Annotated in this window: 19 protein-coding genes; 13 read left to right on the top strand and 6 right to left on the bottom strand. The window is 68.0% G+C overall.

Annotation, left to right across the window (positions count from 1 at the left end; translation table 11 throughout):
- Positions 1–42 precede the first annotated feature (42 nt).
- Positions 43–1,305, bottom strand: coding sequence for an ABC transporter substrate-binding protein (locus NV1_RS18790; protein WP_067893248.1), 1,263 nt, complete (start codon positions 1,303–1,305; stop codon positions 43–45).
- A gap of 297 nt (positions 1,306–1,602) precedes the next feature.
- Here NV1_RS18790 and NV1_RS18785 point away from each other — a divergent pair, with 297 nt between their 5' ends.
- From NV1_RS18785 to NV1_RS18765, 5 genes are all read left to right on the top strand, one after another.
- Positions 1,603–3,942 carry a carbon starvation CstA family protein gene (locus tag NV1_RS18785; RefSeq protein ID WP_067893020.1) on the top strand — a complete coding sequence of 780 codons (2,340 nt, stop codon included), beginning with the start codon at positions 1,603–1,605 and terminating at the stop codon, positions 3,940–3,942.
- The gene (locus NV1_RS18780) at positions 3,939–4,199 is read left to right on the top strand and encodes a YbdD/YjiX family protein (RefSeq protein ID WP_373864626.1); all 261 of its coding nucleotides are present in this window, start codon (positions 3,939–3,941) and stop codon (positions 4,197–4,199) included. Before NV1_RS18785 ends, NV1_RS18780 begins: the two co-directional genes overlap by 4 nt.
- A 57-nt stretch (positions 4,200–4,256) precedes the next feature.
- Positions 4,257–5,735 carry an Ada metal-binding domain-containing protein gene (locus NV1_RS18775; protein WP_067893244.1) on the top strand — a complete coding sequence of 493 codons (1,479 nt, stop codon included), beginning with the start codon at positions 4,257–4,259 and terminating at the stop codon, positions 5,733–5,735.
- A gap of 10 nt (positions 5,736–5,745) precedes the next feature.
- Positions 5,746–6,267 (top strand): methylated-DNA--[protein]-cysteine S-methyltransferase, encoded by a 522-nt coding sequence (locus NV1_RS18770; RefSeq protein ID WP_067893018.1) that lies wholly within the window; start codon positions 5,746–5,748, stop codon positions 6,265–6,267.
- 367 nt (positions 6,268–6,634) lie between these two features.
- Positions 6,635–7,543: a Fic family protein gene (locus NV1_RS18765; RefSeq protein WP_174557457.1), complete on the top strand. Its 909-nt coding sequence runs from the start codon at positions 6,635–6,637 to the stop codon at positions 7,541–7,543.
- Positions 7,544–7,583: 40 nt separating this feature from the next.
- On the opposite strand, the gene NV1_RS18760 is transcribed toward NV1_RS18765, so the two are convergent.
- Complete coding sequence (locus NV1_RS18760; protein WP_067893015.1) at positions 7,584–11,708, bottom strand: AAA family ATPase; 4,125 nt, start codon at positions 11,706–11,708, stop codon at positions 7,584–7,586.
- Between the two features lie 28 nt (positions 11,709–11,736).
- Positions 11,737–12,915: an exonuclease SbcCD subunit D gene (locus NV1_RS18755; RefSeq protein WP_067893006.1), complete on the bottom strand. Its 1,179-nt coding sequence runs from the start codon at positions 12,913–12,915 to the stop codon at positions 11,737–11,739.
- 182 nt (positions 12,916–13,097) lie between these two features.
- Here NV1_RS18755 and NV1_RS18750 point away from each other — a divergent pair, with 182 nt between their 5' ends.
- Positions 13,098–14,222, top strand: coding sequence for a DNA recombination protein RmuC (locus NV1_RS18750; protein WP_067893004.1), 1,125 nt, complete (start codon positions 13,098–13,100; stop codon positions 14,220–14,222).
- 58 nt (positions 14,223–14,280) lie between these two features.
- Positions 14,281–15,297 (top strand): DUF6542 domain-containing protein, encoded by a 1,017-nt coding sequence (locus NV1_RS18745; RefSeq protein ID WP_067893001.1) that lies wholly within the window; start codon positions 14,281–14,283, stop codon positions 15,295–15,297.
- Between the two features lie 104 nt (positions 15,298–15,401).
- Here NV1_RS18745 and NV1_RS18740 read toward each other — a convergent pair whose 3' ends face one another.
- Positions 15,402–16,406 (bottom strand): 4-hydroxy-3-methylbut-2-enyl diphosphate reductase, encoded by a 1,005-nt coding sequence (locus NV1_RS18740; protein WP_067892997.1) that lies wholly within the window; start codon positions 16,404–16,406, stop codon positions 15,402–15,404.
- Between the two features lie 202 nt (positions 16,407–16,608).
- On the opposite strand from NV1_RS18740, the gene NV1_RS18735 reads away from it, so the two are divergent.
- From NV1_RS18735 to NV1_RS18720, 5 genes are all read left to right on the top strand, one after another.
- Entirely contained in the window at positions 16,609–17,232 is a 624-nt protein-coding gene (locus tag NV1_RS18735) for a lipid droplet-associated protein (protein ID WP_067892994.1), read from the top strand.
- Positions 17,229–17,360 carry a hypothetical protein gene (locus NV1_RS46395; RefSeq protein ID WP_281181856.1) on the top strand — a complete coding sequence of 44 codons (132 nt, stop codon included), beginning with the start codon at positions 17,229–17,231 and terminating at the stop codon, positions 17,358–17,360. Before NV1_RS18735 ends, NV1_RS46395 begins: the two co-directional genes overlap by 4 nt.
- Positions 17,361–17,464: 104 nt before the next feature.
- Positions 17,465–18,685 carry an exodeoxyribonuclease VII large subunit gene (xseA, locus tag NV1_RS18730; RefSeq protein WP_067893241.1) on the top strand — a complete coding sequence of 407 codons (1,221 nt, stop codon included), beginning with the start codon at positions 17,465–17,467 and terminating at the stop codon, positions 18,683–18,685.
- On the top strand, positions 18,672–18,899 hold the full coding sequence (locus NV1_RS18725; protein ID WP_067892992.1) for an exodeoxyribonuclease VII small subunit: 228 nt from the start codon (positions 18,672–18,674) through the stop codon (positions 18,897–18,899). The genes xseA and NV1_RS18725 overlap by 14 nt, the downstream gene beginning before the upstream one ends.
- A 159-nt stretch (positions 18,900–19,058) precedes the next feature.
- Entirely contained in the window at positions 19,059–19,832 is a 774-nt protein-coding gene (locus tag NV1_RS18720; protein WP_067893239.1) for a PaaI family thioesterase, read from the top strand.
- A 13-nt stretch (positions 19,833–19,845) separates the two neighbouring features.
- Here the strand turns inward: NV1_RS18720 and NV1_RS18715 are convergent, their stop codons facing one another.
- Positions 19,846–20,724: an aminoglycoside phosphotransferase family protein gene (locus NV1_RS18715; RefSeq protein WP_067892991.1), complete on the bottom strand. Its 879-nt coding sequence runs from the start codon at positions 20,722–20,724 to the stop codon at positions 19,846–19,848.
- A 96-nt stretch (positions 20,725–20,820) separates the two neighbouring features.
- Positions 20,821–21,387 carry a DUF4245 domain-containing protein gene (locus NV1_RS18710; RefSeq protein ID WP_067892990.1) on the bottom strand — a complete coding sequence of 189 codons (567 nt, stop codon included), beginning with the start codon at positions 21,385–21,387 and terminating at the stop codon, positions 20,821–20,823.
- 225 nt (positions 21,388–21,612) lie between these two features.
- Here NV1_RS18710 and glpX point away from each other — a divergent pair, with 225 nt between their 5' ends.
- On the top strand, positions 21,613–22,656 hold the full coding sequence (gene glpX / locus NV1_RS18705) for a class II fructose-bisphosphatase (RefSeq protein WP_067892989.1): 1,044 nt from the start codon (positions 21,613–21,615) through the stop codon (positions 22,654–22,656).
- The last annotated feature ends 378 nt before the right edge of the window (positions 22,657–23,034 follow it).

Raw genomic sequence — 23,034 nt, 5'->3', positions numbered from 1 at the left:
ACCGGTGCGGCCGTGCCGTTCGGCAGACAGTGCGCGCACCGCTCACGTCGGCGCTCGCAGCAGCGCATCGATGTCCCCGGCCATCGCGCCCAGCGAATCCGCCCGCGCCGCACCGCGCAACACTCGATCGCAGCCCCGCGACATCAGCGATTCGACCTTCCCCCACGCCGGGGTCGTCACCATCGTGCGCGAGGCAGCGGGTCCGCCGGTGAACACCTCGAGATTACCGATCCGGGTGTGCGCCGCGGCGAATCCCGGTGAGCTCATGGCCGAATGCAGGACCGGAACGAACAGACCGGATTCGGCGATGATCGCCTGGCCGATCGGCCCGGTCGCGAACTTCACGAATTCCCAGGCCTTTTCACGTCGCGGACTGTTCGCGGCGATCGCCAGGCCGGTACATCCGACATCGGTGACCGCACCCGGCCCGCCGTGCGGCCCCACCGGCAGCACGGTGACGTCGAAATCCAGATCGTCCTGTTCGACGAATTCCGAATAGAGCCAATGCCCGCCGAGCACCATGGCCGCCCTGCCCTGGGCGAACAGATCCGCGGCCGAGTCCGACAATCGATCCGCGACACTCGGCGCGACGCCGTGCCGCACCGCGAGATCGGCGTAGAACTGCAGTCCCTCGGCGAAGCGCGGATCTCCGATATCGGTGTGGGTCGGCGCTTTCGGCGGACTGAACCACTGCGCGCCGTTGTTCATGCCGAAGCAGGCCGCCGAACAGTACGGCACCCAGGCGTCGGTGAAACCCCACTGCCGAACCCGCCCGTGACCGTCGCGGCGGGTCGAAGCCCTCGCCGCGGCGAGGAATTGCTCGAAGCTCCACGGTTGCGACCAGCGGACCGGCGGGCGAATTCCCGCCTGGGCGAACAGCTTCCGATTGTAGTAGAGGAACACCCCCGACCACTGCTCGGGCAGCGCGTACCGGCCACCGCGGTAGTCGAACGTCTCGTACAGCGTCGGGTAGCTGTCCGCCCGCAGCGCCGCCGCGGATCGCGGATCGCGATCCAGCATCGTGCGCAGATCCAGCAGCACACCGCGGTCGGCCAGACCCGCGAACAGTAGCTCCCAGGCCATGAGCACGTCCGGGCATTTGCCCCCGGCACAGTAGGTGAGCATCTGCTGCAACGGATCCGGACCGGATATGAGGGTGCGAATCCGGATCTCGGGGTGCTGTTCGGTGAAGGCGGCGATGACCCGCATCCGGGCGCGGGCCTCCTGCGGCCGCGCCTGGAAGAAGAAGGTCACCGCGTCCTCGTCGGCGGTGTCGCAACCGGCCAGGATCGGTGCGGCCAGCATCGATCCGAGCAGGGTTCGGCGGCGCACCGGATTCACGGACCTCCTCGTCGGCCCGATCGGCGGCGACGTTATGGGCGGCCCAGACGCACCCGATCGGGCAAAACATCAGCAATCCAATGGATCAGCACGCGCAGCTTACGTTCGCGGCCGAGCGATCCGTAGCAGCACACGCACGGACAACGTTTCCCGCACCGGATCCACTCGTTACCGCCCCTGCCTGTCGGTCCGCCGTGGCACACTGCCCATGTCCGATTTACGTATGTCGGACCCGTACATGAACACGGGAGAACTACTCGCATGGCGACGATCGAATACCTCCGGACCGACCCCGACCTGCCTCCGGTCGGGGTCGTGGACCGCTCACCCATCAGCCCGGCGAAGAAGGCGATTTTCCTCGCCATCGCGATTCTGGGCGCCGTCGGCTGGGCGGTGCTGGGCATCAGCCGGGGCGAGAACGTCAACGCGGTGTGGATCGTGGTGGCCGCGGTCTGCACCTACATCATCGCCTACCAGTTCTACTCCCGGCTGATCGCGAACCGGATCACCCAGCCGCGCGACGATGTCGCCACGCCCGCCGAGGAATTGGAGAACGGCACCGACTACATGCCGATGGACCGGCGGGTCCTGTTCGGTCACCACTTCGCCGCCATCGCCGGTGCCGGCCCGCTGGTCGGGCCGGTGCTCGCCGCGCAGATGGGGTATCTGCCGGGCACGCTGTGGATCGTGGTCGGCGTCGTGCTCGCCGGTGCGGTGCAGGACTACCTGGTGCTGTGGGCCTCGGTCAAACGCCGCGGCCGCAGCCTGGGGCAGATGGCCCGCGACGAACTCGGCGTGGTCGGCGGTATCGCGGCCCTGGTCGCGGTGCTGGCCATCATGGTGATTCTGCTGGCGGTGCTCGGCATCGTCGTGGTGAACGCCCTGGCCGCCACCAAGGGCGCGGACGGGCGACTGCACGGCGGCAGCCCGTGGGGCGTGTTCTCGATCTCGATGACGGTCCCGATCGCCGTGCTGATGGGTCTGTATCTGCGCTATGTGCGCCCGGGCAAGGTCGGCGAGATCTCCATCGCCGGTTTCGTCCTGTTGCTGCTCGCCATCGTGGCCGGTAAGTGGGTCGGCGATTCCGGCTGGGGCCGTTCGGCTTTCATGATGGACGGCACCACGATCTCGTGGATTCTGATCATCTACGGCTTCATCGCCTCGGTGCTGCCGGTGTGGCTGCTGCTCGCCCCGCGCGACTATCTGTCCACGTTCATGAAGATCGGCACCATCGTGCTGCTGGCGGTCGGCGTGCTGATCACCATGCCCGTGCTGAAGGCTCCGGCGATCTCCCAGTTCGCCGGCAACAGCCACGGTCCCGCCTTCGCGGGCAGCCTGTTCCCGTTCCTGTTCATCACCATCGCCTGCGGCGCGCTGTCGGGATTCCATGCGCTGGTGTCCTCGGGCACCACGCCGAAACTGCTGGAGAAGCAGTCCCAGGCGCGCATGATCGGCTACGGCGGCATGTTGATGGAGTCGTTCGTCGCGGTGATGGCGATCATCGCGGCCAGCATCGTCGACCAGCACGTGTTCTTCGCGATCAACACCGGCGGCCTGACGGCCACCCCACCCGGTCTGCCCGCCGGAGCCTCGCCCGCGCAGATCGCGCAGGCCACCGCCGACGCCGCGGCCAAGAAGATCAACGGGATGAATCTGGGCGGCACGCCCATCACCGGCACCGATCTGATCAACGAGGCCAAGAGCGTCGACGAGAGTTCACTGCTGTCCAAGACCGGCGGCGCGCCGACGCTCGCGGTCGGCATGTCCCATGTGCTGCAAGGGTTCCTGGGCGGCTCCTCGCTCAAGGCATTCTGGTACCACTTCGCGATCATGTTCGAGGCGCTGTTCATCCTCACCACGATCGACGCCGGGACGCGCGTCGCGCGGTTCATGCTCTCGGACACCCTGGGCAACCTCGGCGGGCCGGCCCGCAAGTTCTCCGATCCGTCCTGGCGGCCGGGCGCGTGGCTCTGCTCGGCGCTCGTTGTCGCGGGCTGGGGTTCGGTGCTGCTGATGGGCGTGACCGATCCGCTCGGCGGCATCTACACGCTGTATCCGCTGTTCGGCATCGCCAATCAGCTGCTCGCCGCGATCGCGCTGACCGTGGTCCTGGTCATCGTGGTGAAGAAGGGCCTGGTCAAGTGGGCGTGGATTCCCGCGCTGCCGCTGATCTGGGATCTGGTCGTGACGATGACCGCGTCGTGGCAGAAGATCTTCTCCGCCGACAAGAATCTGGGCTACTTCAAGCAACACAGCATCTACAGTGCGGCCCGCGACGCCGGCAAGGTTTTGTCGCCGGCGAAGAATATGCACGATATGGACAAGGTGATCCGCAACAGCTTCATCCAGGGCACGCTGTCGATCGTGTTCGCTGTGCTGGTGCTGATCGTCGCGGTGATCGGTGTGCTGGTGTGCATCCGAGCCCTACGGCGCGGCGGTAGTGAGACCACCGAGACGCCGGAGGTTCCCTCGAAGATCTTCGGGCCCAGCGGTTTCGTGGCCACCAAGTCCGAGCGGGAGGTGCAGCGGGAATGGGACGAGCTGGTGAAAGCCGGTAAGGTCACCGCACCCGGCGCCGCGCATCCGGTGGCCGCGGAATGACATCCGCGCCGATCCCGGACGCGAGCCCCGGAGTCCGGGGAGCCCGGCCGAACACGATGCGGGCCGCGCGCGGCGTACTGCGCGCGGCCCGGTCCGCGGCCGGATACTTCAATGCGATTCTGGGCGGCCGGGATTACGCGCGGTACGTCGAGCATCTGCGGCGCAATCATCCCGGGCATCCGGTCCCGACCGAACGGGAATACTGGCGCGACCGGTACGCGGCCGCCGAACGCAATCCGGCCACCCGCTGCTGTTGAGCATATATGTCTGTTTTCCGCTAGCGTGGGGATGCGGGTCCTGACAGGGTGGATTGTGTGAGTGCACACGGTCTCGAGTTCGAGCGCTGTTATCGCGCGGTCACGACCCGCGACGCCCGTTTCGACGGGCAGTTCGTGACCGCCGTCCGCACGACCGGAATCTATTGCCGCCCATCGTGTCCGGCCATAACTCCCAAACGCGCGAATGTGACGTTCCTGCCGACCGCCGCGGCCGCACAGCAGTCCGGATTCCGCGCCTGCCGTCGCTGCCTGCCCGATGCGGCACCCGGCTCGCCGCTGTGGAACACCCGTGCGGATCTCGCCGCGCGCGCCATGCGACTGATCGCCGACGGGGTGATCGAACGTGGTGGCGTGCCCGCACTGGCCGGATCGCTCGGCTATTCCCAGCGTCAGCTGACCAGGGTGTTGACCACGGAACTCGGTGCGGGGCCGCTGGCTCTGGCACGCGCGCATCGCGCGCATACCGCCCGACTGCTGATCCAGACCACACACATGCCGATGTCCGATGTCGCCTTCGCCGCCGGATTCGCCAGTATCCGCCAGTTCAACGACACCGTGCGCGAGGTGTTCGCGGTCAGCCCGACGGTTCTGCGGGACGAGTCGCGGCGGCTGCGCGGCGATACCCTGCCCGCGACGAACGGCGTGCTCACCCTGCGGCTGCCGTATCGCGAACCGCTCGACGCGGGCTGGCTGACCTGGTTCCTGTCCTCGCACGCGGTGCCGGGGCTGGATCTGTGGGAGGACGGCCACTACACGCGCGGACTGCGCACACCGCACGGACATGCCACGGTGCGCCTGAGCGTGCAGCCCGGCCATGTGCGAGCGGGCCTGGCCCTGCACGATATGCGCGATCTCGCCCCGACGGTGGCGCGGTTGCGGCATCTGCTGGACCTGGACGCCGACCCGGTCGGCATCGATGAAGCGCTCACCGCGGGTAGCCGGGAGTCCGGACGCGGACCGGGGTTCGGTCCCGGCATTCGCGTTCCCGGCTGTATCGACGGCCCGGAACTGTTGCTGCGCACCATGATCGGTCAGCAGATCTCGGTCGCGGCGGCCGCAACGCACACCGCCCGCCTGGTGGAGGCACTGGGCGAGGATATCGGCGGGCCGGTACCGCGGCTCTTCCCGACCCCCGAGGCGATCGCCGAGCACGGTTCCGAGGTGTTGACCGGACCGGCGCGGCGCACGTCGTCCATCGTCTCGGCGGCGCGTGCGCTGGCTTCCGGCGAGCTGTGCCTGCATGCCGGTCGCACCGCCCCCGACCTGCGCCACGATCTACTCGCTCTGGACGGGGTCGGGCCGTGGACGGCGGATTACGTGACCATGCGGCTCCTCGCCGATCCGGACGTGCTGATGCACACCGATCTGGTGGTCCGGCGCGGCGCGGCGCTGCTTGGCATCGACCTCACCGATACCGCGCGGTGGTCACCGTGGCGGTCCTATCTGTCCATGCATCTGTGGAAGCGGGCTCTCGCCGCCCGGCCCGACTCGCAGCCGATGAATCGGCGAAAGTAGGTGCAGCACAATGAATACCGCCGAATTCGCGACGACTCCGACGACACTCGGGCCGTTCACCACGCTGGTCGATGCGGATGGCGTGGTCCTGGCCGCCGGCTGGACCGCCGATTCCGGGGGATTACGACAGCTCGTACATCCCAGTCTGCGGCCCGATGAACTGCGGCAACGTGATTCGCTCGGCGAGGTGACCAGCGCGGTCGAGAAGTACCACGCCGGTGAGATTTTCGCGATCGACACCATCCCGGTACGTCAGGTATCCGGCCCCTTCCTACTGCACGCCTGGGACGTGCTCCGCACTGTCCCGGCCGGAAATCCGATCACCTACACCGCATTCGCCGCCCTGTCCGGCCGCCCCGAAGCCGTCCGCGCCGCCTCCAACGCCTGCGCCCGCAACGCCGCCGCCCTCTTCGTCCCCTGCCACCGCATCCTGCGCACCGACGGAACACTCGGCGGATTCCGCTGGGGACTGGATGTCAAGGCATGGCTGCTGCGGCACGAAAGTTTCGAAACACCATTCGCTACTGGGTAACCGTTCTGTCTCCGGATAGAGTCTCGATCGAGTGATTGGAACCGTCGCGTACCGTGGCTGAGCACAGTTCTGCCAGTAGGTGCTGGGCAGGAGCAGGATGTGGATCAGCAGGGCCATTGCCGATCTATTTCGTGAGCGAATAGCCCCCAAGATCCTTCGAGTAACCGAGGCAGCCGAACACGATGCGGGCGCCATGCGTGAGATCGCCGACCGGGGCGAGACGGCCGCGCGGAGAATTCGAAAGTCGGATCTGGACGGCGAGGCCCGGGTCCTGGCGACCGAGCCGGATTCGGCAGATGATTTCGGTCCGCAGGTACCGATAACACAGGGAGAAGTTCAGCCGCCGCTGGATCGCCTGGACAAACCGTTGGCGCTGATCGAACAACGGTCTGCAGAACTGGGGTTGCACACTCCGTCCCAGCGTGCGCTGGAGTCGAGTCTGTTCATCGACGAGCCGGTCCACCAGGCGGCCATGATCGCCGATCGACCGCAGCCCGAATTGTTGTTCGGTGCAAGGGATTGGGCGGGCTATCTGGATGCACGCGCATTCACGCGCAGGTACGGCGATCAGGAATTGTCCGTGCCGTTCATCTCCGAACTGCACCAGCGAGTCGCACAGTTTGGCATGCCCGACGCCGGGGTCTTCGTACAAGGAGAGCGGTGGTTCATCAACGGGAAACCGTTCACATTGGATGAAATATCAGCGATCGAGGCCAACCCCTACTTGATACATATCCACGAAGGAACTGTTCCTTTGGAACGCAACATCGGCGCAGTCTCCTATCGGATCACCGACCCGGATTCAATCCGCCACGAACTTCAGTCGTTGTCCGACTGGTACAATGAGGCACGCGCGCGGCCCGGGAGCGATCCGTACCGGCTCGCGGCCGAACTCCAGCAGCGGTTCATCTCCATCCACCCGTTCAGAGACTACAACGGGCGGTCCTCACGGCTCCTGATGAACTGGGCCTTGGAACGCGAGGGACTCTCGCCCAGCATCCTGCCGGATTTCAACAGAGATATCTTCTCCACGACCGATCAATGGACCGATGTTGTTCGATCGGGCAGCCGGACATTCGCCGAACACTCACACCGGCTCCAGCAACTCGGCTCTGCCGCCGACCCGGTCCAGACGTTTGGTCTCCAGCGTTTGCGAGAGCTCTATCGGAATTACGAGGGCGAGGTCGAACCGCTCGAGCCCGGAGCCGGCCACGATATCGGTTCGTGGCGGGAATTGCTGAGCAGGCTCCAGGCCGACGAAGGACCCGGCACGTGACAACGTGACCAGGACCGCGGAGTATGCAGGCTGGCACGCGTTACGCGACAATCGTTTCCAGGTGGGAGCCGGTGGGTTGGCGGATGACGTGGAGGCGGCTGGGGATGCGTTGGCGCATCTCGTCGACGTGGCTGACTATGCCGACTACGCGTCCGCCGGAACGCAGATCGTCCAGAACGCCCATGACCGCGTCGAGGGTGTCGGCGTCGAGGCTGCCGAAGCCCTCGTCGATGAACAGGGTGTCCATGACCAGACCGCCGGACTCGGCGGCCACCACATCGGCCAGGCCGAGCGCCAGAGCCAGTGAGGCCATGAAGGTTTCGCCGCCGGAGAGAGTCTTGGCCGGACGGATCGCGCCGGTGTAGTCGTCGCGGATGTCCAGGCCGAGACCGCCGCGCCGGCCATTGCGTCCCGCGACATCGGTGTGCACGAATTCGTATCGGCCACCGGACATTCGGCGCAGGCGCACGGAACCGGCGATGGCCACCTCCTCGAGCCTGGCCGCGAGTACGTACGAACGCAGCGACATACGGCGGTTGTTCTCGCCGCGACCGGCCACCACGTCGGCCAGCGCGGCCAGCTCGTCATGTGCGTGCTGCATCGGGGTGATGCGATCCACCGCAGCCCACAGCTGCGTGCCCAACTCCTCGAGCTGCTGCACCCGATGTTCGGCCTGGGAGTGGGCGGCCACAGCCGCATCCAGCGCGGTACGCGCCTGCGCGACTCGGGCTTCCAGCTCCAGTGGATCGTCGAGTTCGGCATCCGCGGCGGTTTTGATATCGGGTTCGGCCAGAACCGCTTCGGCGTGCGCCCGCGTGCTGTCGGCCGCGCTCAGCTCACGCTCGATCTCGCTCTGCTGCTGTGGGGTGCGGGTGGCGGCGTCGACGACCTTCGCATATGCCGCCAGCACACCGTAGTCCGGCTCCGAACCGCTCTCGGGCACAATCACGTCCGCGAGTGTGACCAACTCGGCCGCACGGGCCAGCTGCTCCACTCGGCGAGCCGCCGCGGTGACCTGTTCGCGGGCGGCATCGGCTTCGGTTCGGGCGGCGCGGAGTTCGGTGGCATCGCGCACGAGGGCATCCAAGCGGGCCCGGCGGCGATCCACCGTGCCGTCCGCTCCGGCGGCGGTGCGCAGCCGCTCGGTCAGCTCGGCCATCCGGCGGTCGGCGGCGATGACACGTTCGACCACGGCACTGTTGCGGACATCGAGTTCACGCAGTTCGCTCTGCAGGCGCGTCTCGTCGGCGCGCGAACGGTTCAGCTCGCCGGTGAGCTCCTCGACGCGGGCGCCGGCGCGGCGGGCGGATTTGTAACGTTCGGTGGCGACGTTGAGCGCGGCGGACAACTCGGCCCGATCGCCCTCACCGCCGCGAGCGATGAGCACCGCGATGTCGTTCTCCAGCTCGGACAGCCGAGATTTCGTGCGGTCACGGGCGGATTCAGCGGTACGTTCGGCGGCGACCGCACGTTCCTCGTCGGCCTTGGACGCGGCGGCCGCGGTCGGCTGGGCCGGGGCCGGATGTTCCGCGGAACCGCATACGCCGCACGGCTGTCCGTCGGCGAGCGCACCCGCCAGTTCGGCCGCCATTCCGGCGAGCCTGCGCTCGCGGATCGCGAGGGTGTGCTCACGGGCATCGACGTGCGCCACTCGCGCCGACTCGAATGCGGTTGTGGCGCGGGCGAGTTCGGTGCGGCGGGCGGCGAGTTCGGTCGCCGCCTCCGAAGCCGTGCGCAGCCGTTCGCATTCCGCCTGCAATCCGGCCAGCCCAGCGGCTGCCTGCTCCGCTTCGCGTACCCGGACATCCAGCGCGGCAATCGTTTCCGGCATTGCGGCCCGGTCGGCGGACAGCTTCGCCATCGCGGATCGCAGCGCCGACTGCTCCTTGCGCAACCTCGCGAGTTCGACATTCAGCCGCTGCGCCGATTCCGCGTCGCCGCGCACCTCGTCCAGCGCACCGATCTGCGCCGACCACCGCTGAATCGCCGCATCGATGCCGGTGAGCTCGGCCTCGGTGCCATCGTCCCGGAACGTCTCCCGCACATCGGAGTCGGCATTCTCACCGCCGACCGCCTGGCCCGGTTCCTGGTTCGCGACGGGCTTCCGACTCGAATCATCAACTCCAGCAGTCTGTTCGACGCTCCGGGTGGCTTCGGCCGTAATGACCTCCGAACGCGAATCTTCCGCGGCTGCATCCTCGAATCCGGCTGTGACCACGCCGGTTTCAGCGGCCGGAAGCACAGCTCCGGTTCCGTCCGAACCACCGGGCAAACCCTCGCCCGCGGACCGCGACTCCACCGAGAACAGTCCGGGCTCACCGACGTCGACAGCCCAACCGGCCGCCGAATCCAGCACCCGCAGCGGCCGATCCCCCGCAGCGGTCCTGGCCGCCTTCCGCGCCCCGCTCACCCGCCGACCGGCATTCTCACCCGACCCTCGCCGCCCGGCACCCTCCCCGGCCTCGGCGGAATTCCGCCGGCCGCCCACCTCGGGCTCGGCACCCACGGCCTCCGGCATCGGATCGATCGAGAACAACTCGAGTTCGACATAACCGACCGGCGCCCGATCGGCAGCCGCTCGGGTCGCCGGATCCTCCGGCTCCCTCGAGGTACCGGCCACCCCGCCCACGAGTGCGTCCGCCGCACCATTCGGCATCGGATCGTCATCCTCCGACACGCCGCGGCGCGCCTGTCTCAGCGGATCCGAGGCACTATCGGCCGCAGGCGCATCGGGCGCGGGGAGCGTATCGGCAGCGTCCTCGGACGGACCGGCAGGCAGCGACCGTCGGCCGGGCGCACCATCGAATGCGACGTCCGCATCGATCGCCGAGCCGTCCGCGCGTCGAGACGTCCCCGCGGCATGGTCGGCCGAAGTGCCGGACCCGTTGTCCGATCCTCGTCGCCGACGATTCGGCGCGGCGTCGTCGCTGACCTCCAGCACCGCCTTGCCGGATGCACCGGAACTCACGCCGGGATCGTCGAAATCTGCTCTGAAACTCCGGCTCTGCTCGGGGGTCGGCGGTATGGCCGAGAGTTCGGCGGCAAGGTCGGAGCCGGCGAGTTCAGCGGCGGCCAGATCTGCTGCGGCCCAGACGGTTCCGGGAAGTTCGGCGCTGGGTGGTTCGAGCAGGCTGGTGGCGAGGCGTTCGGCGAGGTCGAGGGATTCGCCGGTGCGGCGGCGGAGGGCCGTCGCGGCCGTGCGAGCCTCTTCGAGGGCGGTGGCGACCGGCTCGGCGCGCCGGGACTGATCCAATTCGATGCGCCGACGAGCGCGCAGTTCCGCGGTGCAGGCGTAGTCCTCCAGTTGCGAACGTGCCGTGGACAGGCGGCGATGCAATTCGTGCAGGCGGCGCTGCTGCTCGGCGGCGGCGTGAGCCACAGTCGAATCCTCGCGACGCTGCGCGAGTTCGGCTTTCGTGGTCGCCAGATCGGCACGGGCGGCGGCGAGGAGTTGCTGCGACCATTCGGTCGCCTCCAGAATTCCGACGGTCTCGGTGGCGCCCACACCCGCGGAGACGACCACTTGGCCGATGAGCCGGTCGATACTCTGCCGCTGCGTATCGAGTTCGGCGGTGCTGTCCCGGCGGCGCTGCGCCAGCCACTGTTCGGCGGTGCCGAATCGCTCGGTGTCGAAGAGCTTTTCGAGCAGTTTCTCGCGATCCTCGTTCTCCGAGCGCAGGAATCGCGCGAAATCGCCCTGCGGCAGCAAGACCACCTGGAAGAACTGATCGGCGCTCATCCCGAGCAGCCGGATCACCTCGTCGCCGATATCGGTGAGCCGCGACAGATTCTGGCCGCGACCGTCCAGCCATTCCAAGGTGGCCTTGGGCTGTTCATCCTTCCAGCCCTCGCCACGCTTCTTGGGCCGCCGGAATTCCGGCGAGCGAGTCAGCCGCAGCCGGCGACCGCCCAGCGTCGCCTCCAGCGCCACCCGCGGCGGCGTCTGCGGGTCCGCGTGATCCGAGTGCAGCCGCTTACTGTCCCCCCGCGCCCCCGGAACCTTCCCGTACAGCGCGAACGCGATCGCGTCCAACACCGTCGTCTTCCCCGCCCCGGTCTGCCCGTGCAGCAGGAAAAGCCCGTCGCCCCCGAGCACATCGAAATCCACCACCGCGGTGTCGGCGAACGGCCCGAACGCCGTCAACTCCAACCGATGCAGCCTCATCCGACCACTCTCCCACCGTCCCGATCACTCATGCCGTGCGCTCCCCCGCATCGACCGGCTGCGCTTCGGCAACCTCGCGTTCGGTGGTGGCGGCGACCAACGCGCGCGCCAGCCAATCCATTTCGGCGCCCGTGGGTTCGCCGCGCACATCGGTGAGAAAGCTGTGCGCTACTTCGGTGTCGCGGCGGCCGTGCACCCGCTCACGGTAGCGCAGGTCCGGATTGCCTTCGGGGCGAACCCATTCCACGTGGACCGCATGCGGGAAACGCTGCCGCAGACGGCGCAGGGCATCGACCGGACGAGCGTGGTCGGTGAGGTTCGCCGAGACGTAGTGCTGCTCGGCCTCGGCATGGGCCGGGTCGCCGAGCAGGTCCTCCAGCTCGCCGGTGAGCTGGGTGAGTCCCCGCACCTGCGGGAGGTCGTGCCGCTCGACGCCGGTGAGCCCCTCGGGGCCCAGATCGGCGATCCACACCGCCTTGCGATGGGACCGTTCGGCGAACGAATACGGCAGCGGCGAACCGGAATACCGGATCGATTCGGACAGTGTCTGCGGTGAGTGCAGATGTCCGAGGGCCACGTAATCGGCGCCCTCGAACGCACCCATCGGCACCGTCTCCACCCCGCCCACGGAGATCGACCGCTCCGAGCCGGTCGCCTCCCCGCCGACGACGAAGGCGTGCGCGAGCACCACCGAGCGCATCCCGCCACGCGCTTCGAGATCCGCACGCACCCGGCCCATCGCCGCATCCAGGATCTCGGCATGCGAACGCGCCTGTGGCACACCCAGTTCCACTCGCGTGATCTCCGGCTCCAGGTACGGAATGCCGTAGCAGGCGATCTCGCCGTACTCGTCGCGCAATATCACCGGACGCCGCAGGTCCGCCACGGAGGTGCGCAGATGCAATCCGCCTGCCGCGGCGAAACTGCCGAGCGCGCCGAGCCGGGTCGGAGAATCGTGATTACCCGAGGTGGCCACGATCACCGCACCCGCGGACCGAATCGCCTCGAATCCCCGGTTGCACACGGCGATCGCGTCGGCGCTCGGTATCGACCGGTCGTAGACGTCACCGGGCAGTAGCACCGCGTCCACCCGCTGCTCGGCCACGATCTCGGCCAGCGATTCGAGCGAACGCGCCTGATCCGCCAGCAGATCCACACCGTGGAAGGTCCGCCCGATGTGCCAGTCGGAGGTGTGCAGCAACCGCATGCCGCGAAACCGTAGGCGATGGCACCGACAGATTCGAATTCGCCACCCCGAGACCGGCGCAGAAAGTTCCGCTCCCGATCGGCCCGCAACCGATCGATCGCGGCCGTCACGAACACCGAGCAAATGCTAGGTATTTGCCGCGGCGCCGAACTTGTCGGTGGCATACGGCACTATCTGCAGTCATGACCGCACCGACGTTGGTAGCGATGTTCGTGGTGTTCTGCACCGGGCTGGGGCTCGGCTGGCTAGGTCATCTGGCGCGGGCCGGGCGGGCCGAGGCACAACTGGCCGCTCTGCGCGATAACGAGCATCTGCTGCGACATTCCCTCGGCGCGGCGAACGAGGATGCCGCACAGCGCAATTCACAGGCTCTCGGCACGCTGGTGGCACCGCTGCGCGAGGCGGTCGGCGCACTGAATCAGCAGCTCGCCGAGGTCGAGCACCGCCGCATCGACGCCTACGCGGGACTGCGCGAACAGGTCGCGGGCATGCAGCACCTGTCCCATCAACTCGCCACGCAGACCGGACAGCTGGTCTCCGCCCTGCGCGCACCACAGATCCGCGGGCGCTGGGGCGAGATCCAGCTCGAACGGGTGGTGGAACTGGCCGGAATGTCGCGGCACTGCGATTTCGACACCCAGGTCACCCGCGCGAGCCGGGACGGCACGGTGCGTCCCGATCTGGTGGTGCGCCTCGCCGGTGACCGCCACATCGTCGTGGACGCCAAGGCCCCGCTGACGGCCTATCTCGACGCCACCGCACAAGACGACCCCCGAGTACGGGCCGAACATCTGACCCGCCATGCCAGACACTTGCGCGCCCATATCGATCAGCTCTCCGAGAAGAAGTACTGGGCCGCCTTCGATCCCGCACCCGAATTCGTGGTCCTGTTCGTGCCCGGCGAAACGTTCCTGGATGCCGCACTGAACGCGGACGCCGGTCTGCTGGAGTACGCATTCGCCAGAAACGTGATCCTCGCAACGCCGACAACCCTCGTCGCACTGCTGCGCACCGTCGCCTACGGCTGGCGACAGGACGCAATCTCGAAAGAGATGGCAACAGTTCAGCAATTGGGTCGGGAACTGTATGCCCGGCTCGGTGTGGTGGGTGGTCACCTGGACCGGCTCGGGGGCCAACTGGCAAAGGCGGTGGACGCTTTCAACCAGACAGTGGGCTCGGTGGAGTCGCGCGTACTGGTCACCGCGCGGCGACTGCACGAGTTGGACATCGGCGATCGAGAGGTCCCGGCAATCCGCTACATCGAGTCGCGACCGCGCGTTGCGGGGTTCTCAGACATCAACGAGTAACCAGTTCATCCGCCCAGCCTCGATACACGTTCCGGTTGCGGCAGATAGTGTGCTTTACGTGGCAGCTACCCAACGCGACCGATCCGAGGTGCCCGCACCGCACCGCTCGATCATCCCGTCGGTGCCCGGCATCCCGGCCGGTGCGGCGGTGTTGATCGCGGTGGCGTGCACTTTGATCGGGTTTTTCATCGACGCAAGCGGCGACAGCAGAGAGCTGACCAACGTGTTCGCCGGTGCCTACATCATCGGCTGCGCGCTGGCCGCGCTGGCGGTTCGCTACCGCGGCCTGTTCACCACCATGGTCACCCCGCCGCTGCTGCTGTTCATCGCCGTGCCGGTCGCCTACGGGCAGTTGCTGGACCATACGTCGTCCTCGATGAAGGACATTCTGCTCAACCAGGGGATCCCGCTGGTGAACCGCTTCCCGGTGATGGCCACCGCCACCGTGATCGTGTTGGCGATCGGCGTGGGTCGCCTGGTGCTGCAGCGCCGCTTGGAGGACGCCAAACCGCGTGCGCGCGGCAGCCGGGCGCGCAAGGGCGGTTCCTGGGGCGCGAGGGCCGAGGCCGGCCGTTCGCGCCGCGGCCGGAGCACGGGCTCGTCGGACTCCCTGCGCAACCGCACCCGCGCACAGTCCGCCACTGACGAGAAGGCTGCCACGAAGCCGACACGCGGAGGCCGCAAGACCACCGGACGGGTCGCCGAGCGCCCGCCGCGGGTATCGGCCTCCCAAGGCTCACGCACCGCCGAGCGTGCGAAGGTCGCCGCCACCGCCCGCCAGCGCGCCGAGGCCGACACGCCGCCTCGGCAGCGGCCCGCCGAATCCGGCCGCCAGCGTTCCGCCGAACCACAGCCGCGCCGCCGGGCCGCGGAGTCCCCGGCACAGCCGCGTGAGCGCGGCGCGGCGCCGCCCACCGGACAACAGCCGCGCCGCCGGGCACAGGAGCCGCGTCAACGTTCCGCGGAACCGCAGCCGCAACGCCGCGCACGCGCAGCCGACTACGGCGACGTCCCGCCGCATCCGCGCCCGAACGTCCGCTACCGCGAACGTGATTCGGGTCGCATCGAGCACTGAACCCACCGGCTCCCCCGAGGCCGACCGGCGATCCGGGCGTCCCGAAAGGCCGTCGCCCACCGGATCGGGCGACCAACACCCGTCGCGTGCGGCGGGCGAACCAGCTACTGACGCGCGGCGCGCAGCTCGCGAGGCAGGGCGAACACCAGGGTCTCGTTCGCGGTGGTGACCGGCTGGACGTCGGCGTAGCCGTGTTCGGCCAGCAGATCGAGCACACCGCGCACCAGGATCTCGGGAACCGAGGCTCCGGAGGTGACGCCGACCGAGCGCACGCCCTCGAACCAGGCCGGATCGACCTCGCGCGCGAAATCGACCAGGTGGGCCGCGCCCGCGCCCGCGTTCAGCGCGACCTCGACCAGACGCTTGGAATTGGACGAATTGCGCGAGCCGACCACGATCACCAGATCGCATTCGGGCGCCATCGCCTTGACCGCGATCTGCCGGTTCTGGGTCGCGTAACAGATATCGTCGCTCGGCGGATCCTGCAGCTTCGGGAAGCGCTGACGCAGCCGCTGCACGGTCTCCATGGTCTCGTCCACGGACAGCGTGGTCTGGGAGAGCCAGATCACCTTGTTCTCGTCGCGCACACGGACGCCGTCGACCGCGTCGGGACCGTCGACGAGCTGAACGTGATCGGGGGCCTCACCCGCGGTGCCCTCGACCTCCTCGTGCCCCTCGTGGCCGATGAGCAGGATGTCGAAATCGTCGCGGGCGAACCGCTTGGCCTCCTGATGCACCTTGGTGACCAGCGGGCAGGTGGCGTCGATGGTGTGCAGGCCGCGGGCGGCGGCGGCCGCGTGCACCATCGGCGACACGCCGTGCGCGGAGAACACCACCACCGCGCCCTCGGGCACCTCGGCGGTCTCGTCGACGAAGACCACGCCACGCTCGCGCAGGGTCTCCACCACGTGCCGGTTGTGCACGATCTCCTTGCGCACATAGATCGGCGCACCGTGCTTGTCGAGGGCGCGCTCGACGGTCTCCACCGCACGATCCACACCGGCGCAGTAGCCGCGCGGCTCGGCGAGCAGGACACGCTTGGCGGCACCGGCCGCACTCGAGCCCGCGGACCGGGCGATTCCGACGTTCAAGGGGATTGCCGAGGACATGGCCCCCAGCTTACGTGCGCACAGGTGACGACACGCGCGCGGTCGCGGCCGGTATCGTGGCAGGACGGGCGTGGCGAATTGTGAGTCCGCTCACCCGCACGGGCATCACGGCCCGACGACATGACGACGAACAGATGCGACGAGAATGGCGCACGTGGATTCCCTCCTTTGCTTCACACGGCGAATCGGGCAGGCTAGGGCTATGTTTCGACCGCCGTTCTTCGCCCGTGTCGCCGCCGGGGCAGCCGTCTATGCCGTGGAGGAAGCCCGTCGGCTGCCGACAACCGCGATGCACCTGCCGATCACCGCGATCAGTCAGTTGCTGCAGACCACCATGCATGCCCAGCAGTTCGTGACCAGTCTCGCGCTCAAGGGCGACCAGGTGTTCGATCAGCTGACCAACCGTCCGGAGGAACAGCCCGCCTGGGCCACCTTCGACGAGGACGAGGACGATTCCGAACCGGTCTTCACCAGTGCCCGCGAGGCTTCGCTGAGCCGCTTCGACCTGTATGCCTCGCCCGAGACCGTGTCGGACGTGCCCGCACCGGTCGAGGAGCCCGGCGCACCCGAGTCGGCGCAGCCCGAAGCACAAACCGCCGCAACGTCTTCCGGCGACGAACAGGGATCCGGCGACGAGGTCGTCGAGCCCGAGATCGCGGCCCGGTACGACTACCTGACCATGACGCTGGCCCAGCTGCGCGCCCGCCTGCGGATGTTCACCGTCGAGGATCTGACCGCGCTGCTCGAGTACGAGCGCCGCACCCGGGACCGCGCGGCGTTCGTGACAATGCTGACCAACCGGATTGCCACCGTGCAGGCCAAGTGACCGAATTCACCCACGGCGCCCGCGCACACCCGCTCGCCGGCCACCGCCGCGCCGCACACCGGCGCGCAGCGGTGATCGAGCCCGGGCCCGACCGCGGTCGAGCGCCGAATATCGGTGAGGCGCTGTAGTGACCGATCCCGACACACATGTAACCGCCGATACGGCGGCCTCCGGCGGACAGGGGAATCCGGCGTCGGCCCGGCAGTCCAATTCGGCGGAGAACCCATGGCCGGTGCGCAGTATCGCGCTGAAGGTCGCGCAGTGGATCGACCGGCTCGGCAGTGTCTGGGTGGAGGGTCAGATCACCCAGATGAACGTTCGTCCGGGAACTCGCACCGCCTTTCTGGTGCTGCGCGATCCGGCCGCGGACATGTCACTGTCGGTGACGTGTGATCCGGCGCTGCTGCGCAATTCGGCCATTCCGTTGCAGGAGGGCAGCCGCGTCGTCGTGTACGGCAAGTTGTCCTATTTCACCGGGCGCGGCACATTGTCGTTGCGTATCACCGAGATTCGCCCGGTCGGCATCGGCGAACTGCTGGCCCGCATCGAACGGCTCAAGGCGCTGCTGTCCGCCGAGGGCCTGTTCGATCCGCGCCTCAAACGGCCGATTCCGTTCCTGCCCGGGACCATCGGCCTGATCACCGGACGCGCCAGCGCCGCGGAACACGATGTCCTGACCGTCGCCCGGAACCGCTGGCCCGCAGTGCGTTTCGAAATCCGCAACACCGCGGTGCAGGGGCCGACGGCGGTACCGCAGATCCTGGACGCCCTGTCCGAACTGGATCGCGATCCGGACGTGGCGGTGATCGTGCTCGCCCGCGGCGGCGGCAGCGTGGAGGACCTGCTGCCCTTCTCCGACGAAACCCTGTGCCGCGCCATCGTTTCCGCGACGACGCCGATCGTCAGCGCGATCGGGCACGAGCCGGACAATCCGCTGTCGGACTACGTCGCGGATCTGCGCGCGGCCACTCCCACCGACGCCGCCAAGCGCATCGTCCCCGACGCGGCCGCGGAACTGGCGATGGTCCGGGAGTGGCAGGAGCGTTCGGCCGCGGCCCTGCGCGGCTGGGTGCAACGCGAACTGCGAGCACTGGACCAATTGCGCTCGCGACCGGTGCTGGCCGATCCGCTGCGCCAGCTCGACCAGCGCTACGAGGAGGCCGAGCGGTTGCGCACCGCGGCTCGGCGCGCGGTCGAACACACCCTCACCGCCGAGTCCACCGCGACCCGGCATCTGCGCGACAAGCTCACCGCCGTTGGACCGGCCGCCACTCTCGCTCGCGGATACGCTGTGGTGCAACGTGTTTCGGGCAAGGAACGGCATGTCATCCACGAGGTGGCCGATTCCCCGCCGGGCACCCAGTTGCGCATCCGGGTCACCGACGGCGCGATCAGCGCGGCCGCACTGGCCGGCCGGACCATTACGAAGGAGTCCCCTCATGACCGAGAGTGACCTCGCCGAGATCGCGAGTTTCGGCTACGAACGCGCCCGCGATGAACTGGTCAACGTAGTGAAGATGCTCGAACAGGGCGGTATGGATCTGGACGATTCGCTGGCCCTGTGGGAGCGCGGCGAGGCGCTGGCGACCCGCTGCGAGGAGCATCTGGCCGGGGCGCGCAAACGGGTGGAGGACGCGCTGTCCCGCCGTGAAGCCGACGCGGAATAGCCCGTTGCGGGCAGGTCGATCTTCGCCGCTACTGATACCGCCGAGTGCAGAACGTCACTCTCGATATCGAAAATGGAACTTGCACAACGGGCTCATGGTGCGGTTCTCTGGATGGATGCCGAGCGGCGCCGCCCGCTCCGCCGAGCCGGAGGAGATGCCGTGACCACCGTCGACAGCCAGTTGGACAGACGTCGGCACATCCTGCTCGAACTCGGTTTCGCCACTCGGCGGGTCGGCGACGAGTTGCACGGCTCGGCGACGATCACCCCGCAGATGCACGTCCCGGGCACCACCCATCTACGCACCTCCGTCCTGGCTATCTGGCTCGACACCATGGGCGGTCTGCTTGCCTCGCTGGTCCTGCACCCCCGGGTGCCGATGACGCTGGAACTGGACGTCAATCTGTTCCGGCCCGCACCGGGCTCGGGTGAGGTGCGCGCGGTCGGCCGCACGGTCAAGGCGGGCCGCTCGGTCTTCGTCGCGGAGATCGAGTTCACCGTCGACGACGTGCCGATCGGCTTCGGCGCGACCTCCTTCATGGCCGCGCCGAATCCGGACGTCCAGTTGCCGCGCAAACTCAGCATCGACATGCCCCCGGGCCGCACGCGACTCGCCGTTCCGCTGGCCGAGCGGGCCCGCTGCGAACGTCGCGATCCGGGCGTCGCGGTACTGCCCCGCAACGAGGATGGGCTCAATGCCGCGGGCACCGTCAACGGCGGCCTGATCGCCCTGGCCGCCGAGGAGGCGGCTCTGTCCCTCACCCCCTCGAATGGCCTGAGTTTCCTCGGCCTGCGCTACCTCCAGGCGGCGCGGGTCGGACCGGTGATCGCCACCGCGACCGCGCAGCACGGCCTGGGCCGGGTGGAACTGCGCGACTCCGGCAACGACAACCGGATCACCACGCTCGCCACCACCCGGACGTTCGATCGGTAGTCCACACGCCGACTCAGCCCAGCAGGCCGACCAGCCGGTCGTGCACGATCCGCCACAGTCCCGGCGCGAGATCCGCGTCGGCGAGCATCTCCATCGTGCAGATCACCTGCAATGACCGGATGCGTTCCGGCAGTGCGGGTTCGGCTGGGTCGATACCGGCTCCGCCGAGGAATTCGGGCCAGGACCGGGCCAGTGCGTCGCGGCCCGCGAAGCCGACCGACCAGGCCCAGCGCGCCGGGTCGTACAGCGGATCCGCGACGCGCACCGATTCGAAATCCAGCAGTCCGGTGATCGCACCGTCCTCGACGAGGATGTTCACCGGCGCGTAGTCGCCGTGTGCCAAAACCGCTGGGCGGCCGTCGAACAGCGCGGGCAGATCCGCGAGCACCCGCTCCAGTGCGGCGCTCTGCGCGGCCGACAATGCCGGAGCCAGACATTCGGCCCAGGCGTCGGCGCGGGCGGCCAGATATCGGGGCCGTGCCCACATATCGTCGAGTTCCACATCCACACAGGGCAATTCGGAGAAATCGGCGAGCATCGCGCCCATGGCCCGAGCCAGTGCGGGGAAATGCGGTCCGTCCATGGCGATTTCGGCGCTCGGCGAGCCGGGCAGCATATCGAAGGCGATCCACGGCGGCTGCGCCCCGATATCGGCGGCGCGAATGGCCGGAATGGTAATTCCCTTGGCGGCGGCGGGATCTCGCAACGCATTCATGATCCGCATCCGGCGGTCGGCCTCACCGCCCCGCCGGTATCGCTGCACGACGACGCCACTGCCGTCGGCGACGGTCACCAGACTGGTGTTGTCACCGGCTCCCCATTCGGCAGCCGCCGCCTCGATGATCGGCCGATCCAGTACCCGCTCGAGCCAAGCCAAGTCCGCGCGATCCACCCGGCCAACGTTAGCCGAAAAGCAGCGAGAGTCGTTGACGGTTACCCGAATCGAATCTCAGCGAGCCGAATCAAGATCACGAATCCGCAGGTGGAGTCAGGAATGCAGCGGTTGGGCGGCATCCACCGCACCGGCAAGAGTCGTATATGCCGACTGGTTGCCCGCACCCTTGATCAGCACTCGGACGGAACCGAATTCGGTGATCCACGCCGGTTCGTTGCCCTGCACGTGGAAGACCGTCCAGGTCTGATCGCCCACCTTCTGCGACCCCGAGGGACTGCGCGTCTGCAGAATGTGATCAGCCAGTGCGGATTCGGATGCGTTGGACTGGGTCAGCTGCATATACGTGCCCTCGGGCGTGATGTACCCGACGGTGCTGAGCGTCCCACCGCCGGCGCCGCTGATGGTGTCGCGGCTGCCGGAGTTGGCGGTCCAGTGCTCGGGCAGGCTCGGCTGCCGGATCGGGAACGGCAGTGTGCGCGCGTCGTCCTGCAGGGCCGCCTTGACGTCGAAATACGGAATATTGCCGGTCGTCGGTGCGCCGGGTGAGAAACTGCATTGTTGGGCGAGAGCGGCGAAAACCACACAGATCAACAGCAACGGAATCAACGACCAGAGCAGGTCCCGATAGTCGTTGAGGATCCGGGGTTTCTGATTTGCCACGCCCCCAGTATGCCGCGCCGCATTCTGCGCACCGCGCTCCGGAGGGGTGCGCCGACCAGGGCGGCCGGGCCACGCTGCCGACGGCCGGTCGGAAACGAGGCCGATATCACAGCGCGCGGACCAGCATCGGGTCCGCCGCGACGAAAGTGGAACGGTAGTACCCGACGGGATGTTCTGACCGTTCTGCGACAATTCAAAGCAATAGACAACGAGGAGGCACCGCAGATGACGGCACCCACACCCGCAACCAGCCGCCGTGAGGCCCCGGACCGCAACCTCGCACTCGAGTTGGTCCGGGTGACCGAGGCCGGCGCGATGGCCGCGGGCCGCTGGGTCGGCCGTGGCGACAAGGAGGGCGGCGACGGTGCCGCGGTGGACGCGATGCGCCAGCTCGTGGCCACGGTGTCGATGAGCGGAATCGTCGTGATCGGTGAGGGCGAGAAGGACGAGGCGCCCATGCTGTACAACGGCGAGGCGGTCGGCGACGGCACCGGCCCCGAGGTCGATTTCGCGGTGGACCCGATCGACGGCACCACCCTGATGTCGAAGGGCTCGCCGGGCGCGATCTCCGTGCTCGCGGTGGCCGAGCGCGGCGCGATGTTCGATCCGTCGGCGGTGTTCTACATGGACAAGATCGCGGTCGGGCCGGATGCGGCCGATGTGATCGATCTGTCCGTGCCGATCGCGGAGAACCTGCGCCGGGTGGCCAAGACCAAGAAGTCCTCGGTCTCCGACCTGACCGTATGCGTGCTCGACCGGCCGCGGCATGCCCGGCACATCCAGGAAGTGCGCGACGCGGGAGCGCGAATCCGGCTGATCTCCGATGGTGACGTCGCCGGTGCGATCGCGACCGCGCGTCCCGACTCCGGCACCGACATGCTGATCGGCATCGGCGGTACGCCCGAGGGCATCATCGCGGCCGCCGCGCTGCGCTGTATGGGTGGCGAGTTGCAGGGCAAGCTCGCACCCAAGGACGACGAGGAACGCCAGAAGGCGCTCGACGCCGGGCACGATCTGGATCGCATCCTGGTCACCGAGGATCTCGTCTCCGGAGACAACGTGTTCTTCTGCGCCACCGGAGTCACCGACGGCGACCTGCTGCGCGGCGTGCGCTATTTCTCCGGCGGCGCGTCGACGCAGTCGATCGTGATGCGGTCGAAGTCGGGGACGGTGCGGATGATCGATGCCTATCACCGGCTGACGAAGCTGCGGGAGTATTCCTCGGTGAACTTCGAGGGGGACGAACACGCTGTGCCGCCGATGCCGTGATATCTGCCTCCGCTTCGCTGCGGCGGGGTTTTCGGCGCTGTAAGGCTCGTCGTTCAGCCCTCGAGACTCGGCCTTCGGCCATGCGCTTCGAGGGCTGAACGACGAGCCCGCGCCGAAAACCTTGGGGTTGGTGTTGCTGAGCCTTTCGCTTCGCGGGCGACTGCCAGCGAACAGAGACGATTCGCCGTTGGGCACGTCGCGAGGTGGCCCAGTTGGGGAGAAACCGCACTTTTTCGGGGGCTCGCCTGCGGCATCGGGGAGACATCGGGAAGAGTTCAGTACTCGGCGTATCCGCCGGCGTGCTCGGGTGACTGCTCCAGTGGGCAGGCGCGCTTCGTCGCTGGGCATGTGTGAAGTTGCCCTGTGGAGGGGATCTCG

The sequence above is a fragment of the Nocardia vaccinii NBRC 15922 genome, from assembly GCF_001613305.1.
GTDB classification, from domain to species: Bacteria; Actinomycetota; Actinomycetes; order Mycobacteriales; family Mycobacteriaceae; genus Nocardia; species Nocardia vaccinii.
The sequence above is the reverse complement of the archived record's forward strand: the minus strand, read 5'-3'. Positions and strand labels throughout refer to the sequence as shown.

What these genes read in the sequence shown, in the direction of transcription:
- NV1_RS18790 (WP_067893248.1), bottom strand. Translation starts at nt 1,305, where the DNA reads ATGCTGGCCGCACCGATCCTGGCCGGTTGCGACACCGCCGACGAGGAC.
- NV1_RS18785 (WP_067893020.1), top strand. Translation starts at nt 1,603, where the DNA reads ATGGCGACGATCGAATACCTCCGGACCGACCCCGACCTGCCTCCGGTC.
- NV1_RS18780 (WP_373864626.1), top strand. Translation starts at nt 3,939, where the DNA reads ATGACATCCGCGCCGATCCCGGACGCGAGCCCCGGAGTCCGGGGAGCC.
- NV1_RS18770 (WP_067893018.1), top strand. Translation starts at nt 5,746, where the DNA reads ATGAATACCGCCGAATTCGCGACGACTCCGACGACACTCGGGCCGTTC.
- NV1_RS18760 (WP_067893015.1), bottom strand. Translation starts at nt 11,708, where the DNA reads ATGAGGCTGCATCGGTTGGAGTTGACGGCGTTCGGGCCGTTCGCCGAC.
- NV1_RS18755 (WP_067893006.1), bottom strand. Translation starts at nt 12,915, where the DNA reads ATGCGGTTGCTGCACACCTCCGACTGGCACATCGGGCGGACCTTCCAC.
- NV1_RS18750 (WP_067893004.1), top strand. Translation starts at nt 13,098, where the DNA reads ATGACCGCACCGACGTTGGTAGCGATGTTCGTGGTGTTCTGCACCGGG.
- NV1_RS18740 (WP_067892997.1), bottom strand. Translation starts at nt 16,406, where the DNA reads ATGTCCTCGGCAATCCCCTTGAACGTCGGAATCGCCCGGTCCGCGGGC.
- NV1_RS18735 (WP_067892994.1), top strand. Translation starts at nt 16,609, where the DNA reads ATGTTTCGACCGCCGTTCTTCGCCCGTGTCGCCGCCGGGGCAGCCGTC.
- NV1_RS18725 (WP_067892992.1), top strand. Translation starts at nt 18,672, where the DNA reads ATGACCGAGAGTGACCTCGCCGAGATCGCGAGTTTCGGCTACGAACGC.
- glpX (WP_067892989.1), top strand. Translation starts at nt 21,613, where the DNA reads ATGACGGCACCCACACCCGCAACCAGCCGCCGTGAGGCCCCGGACCGC.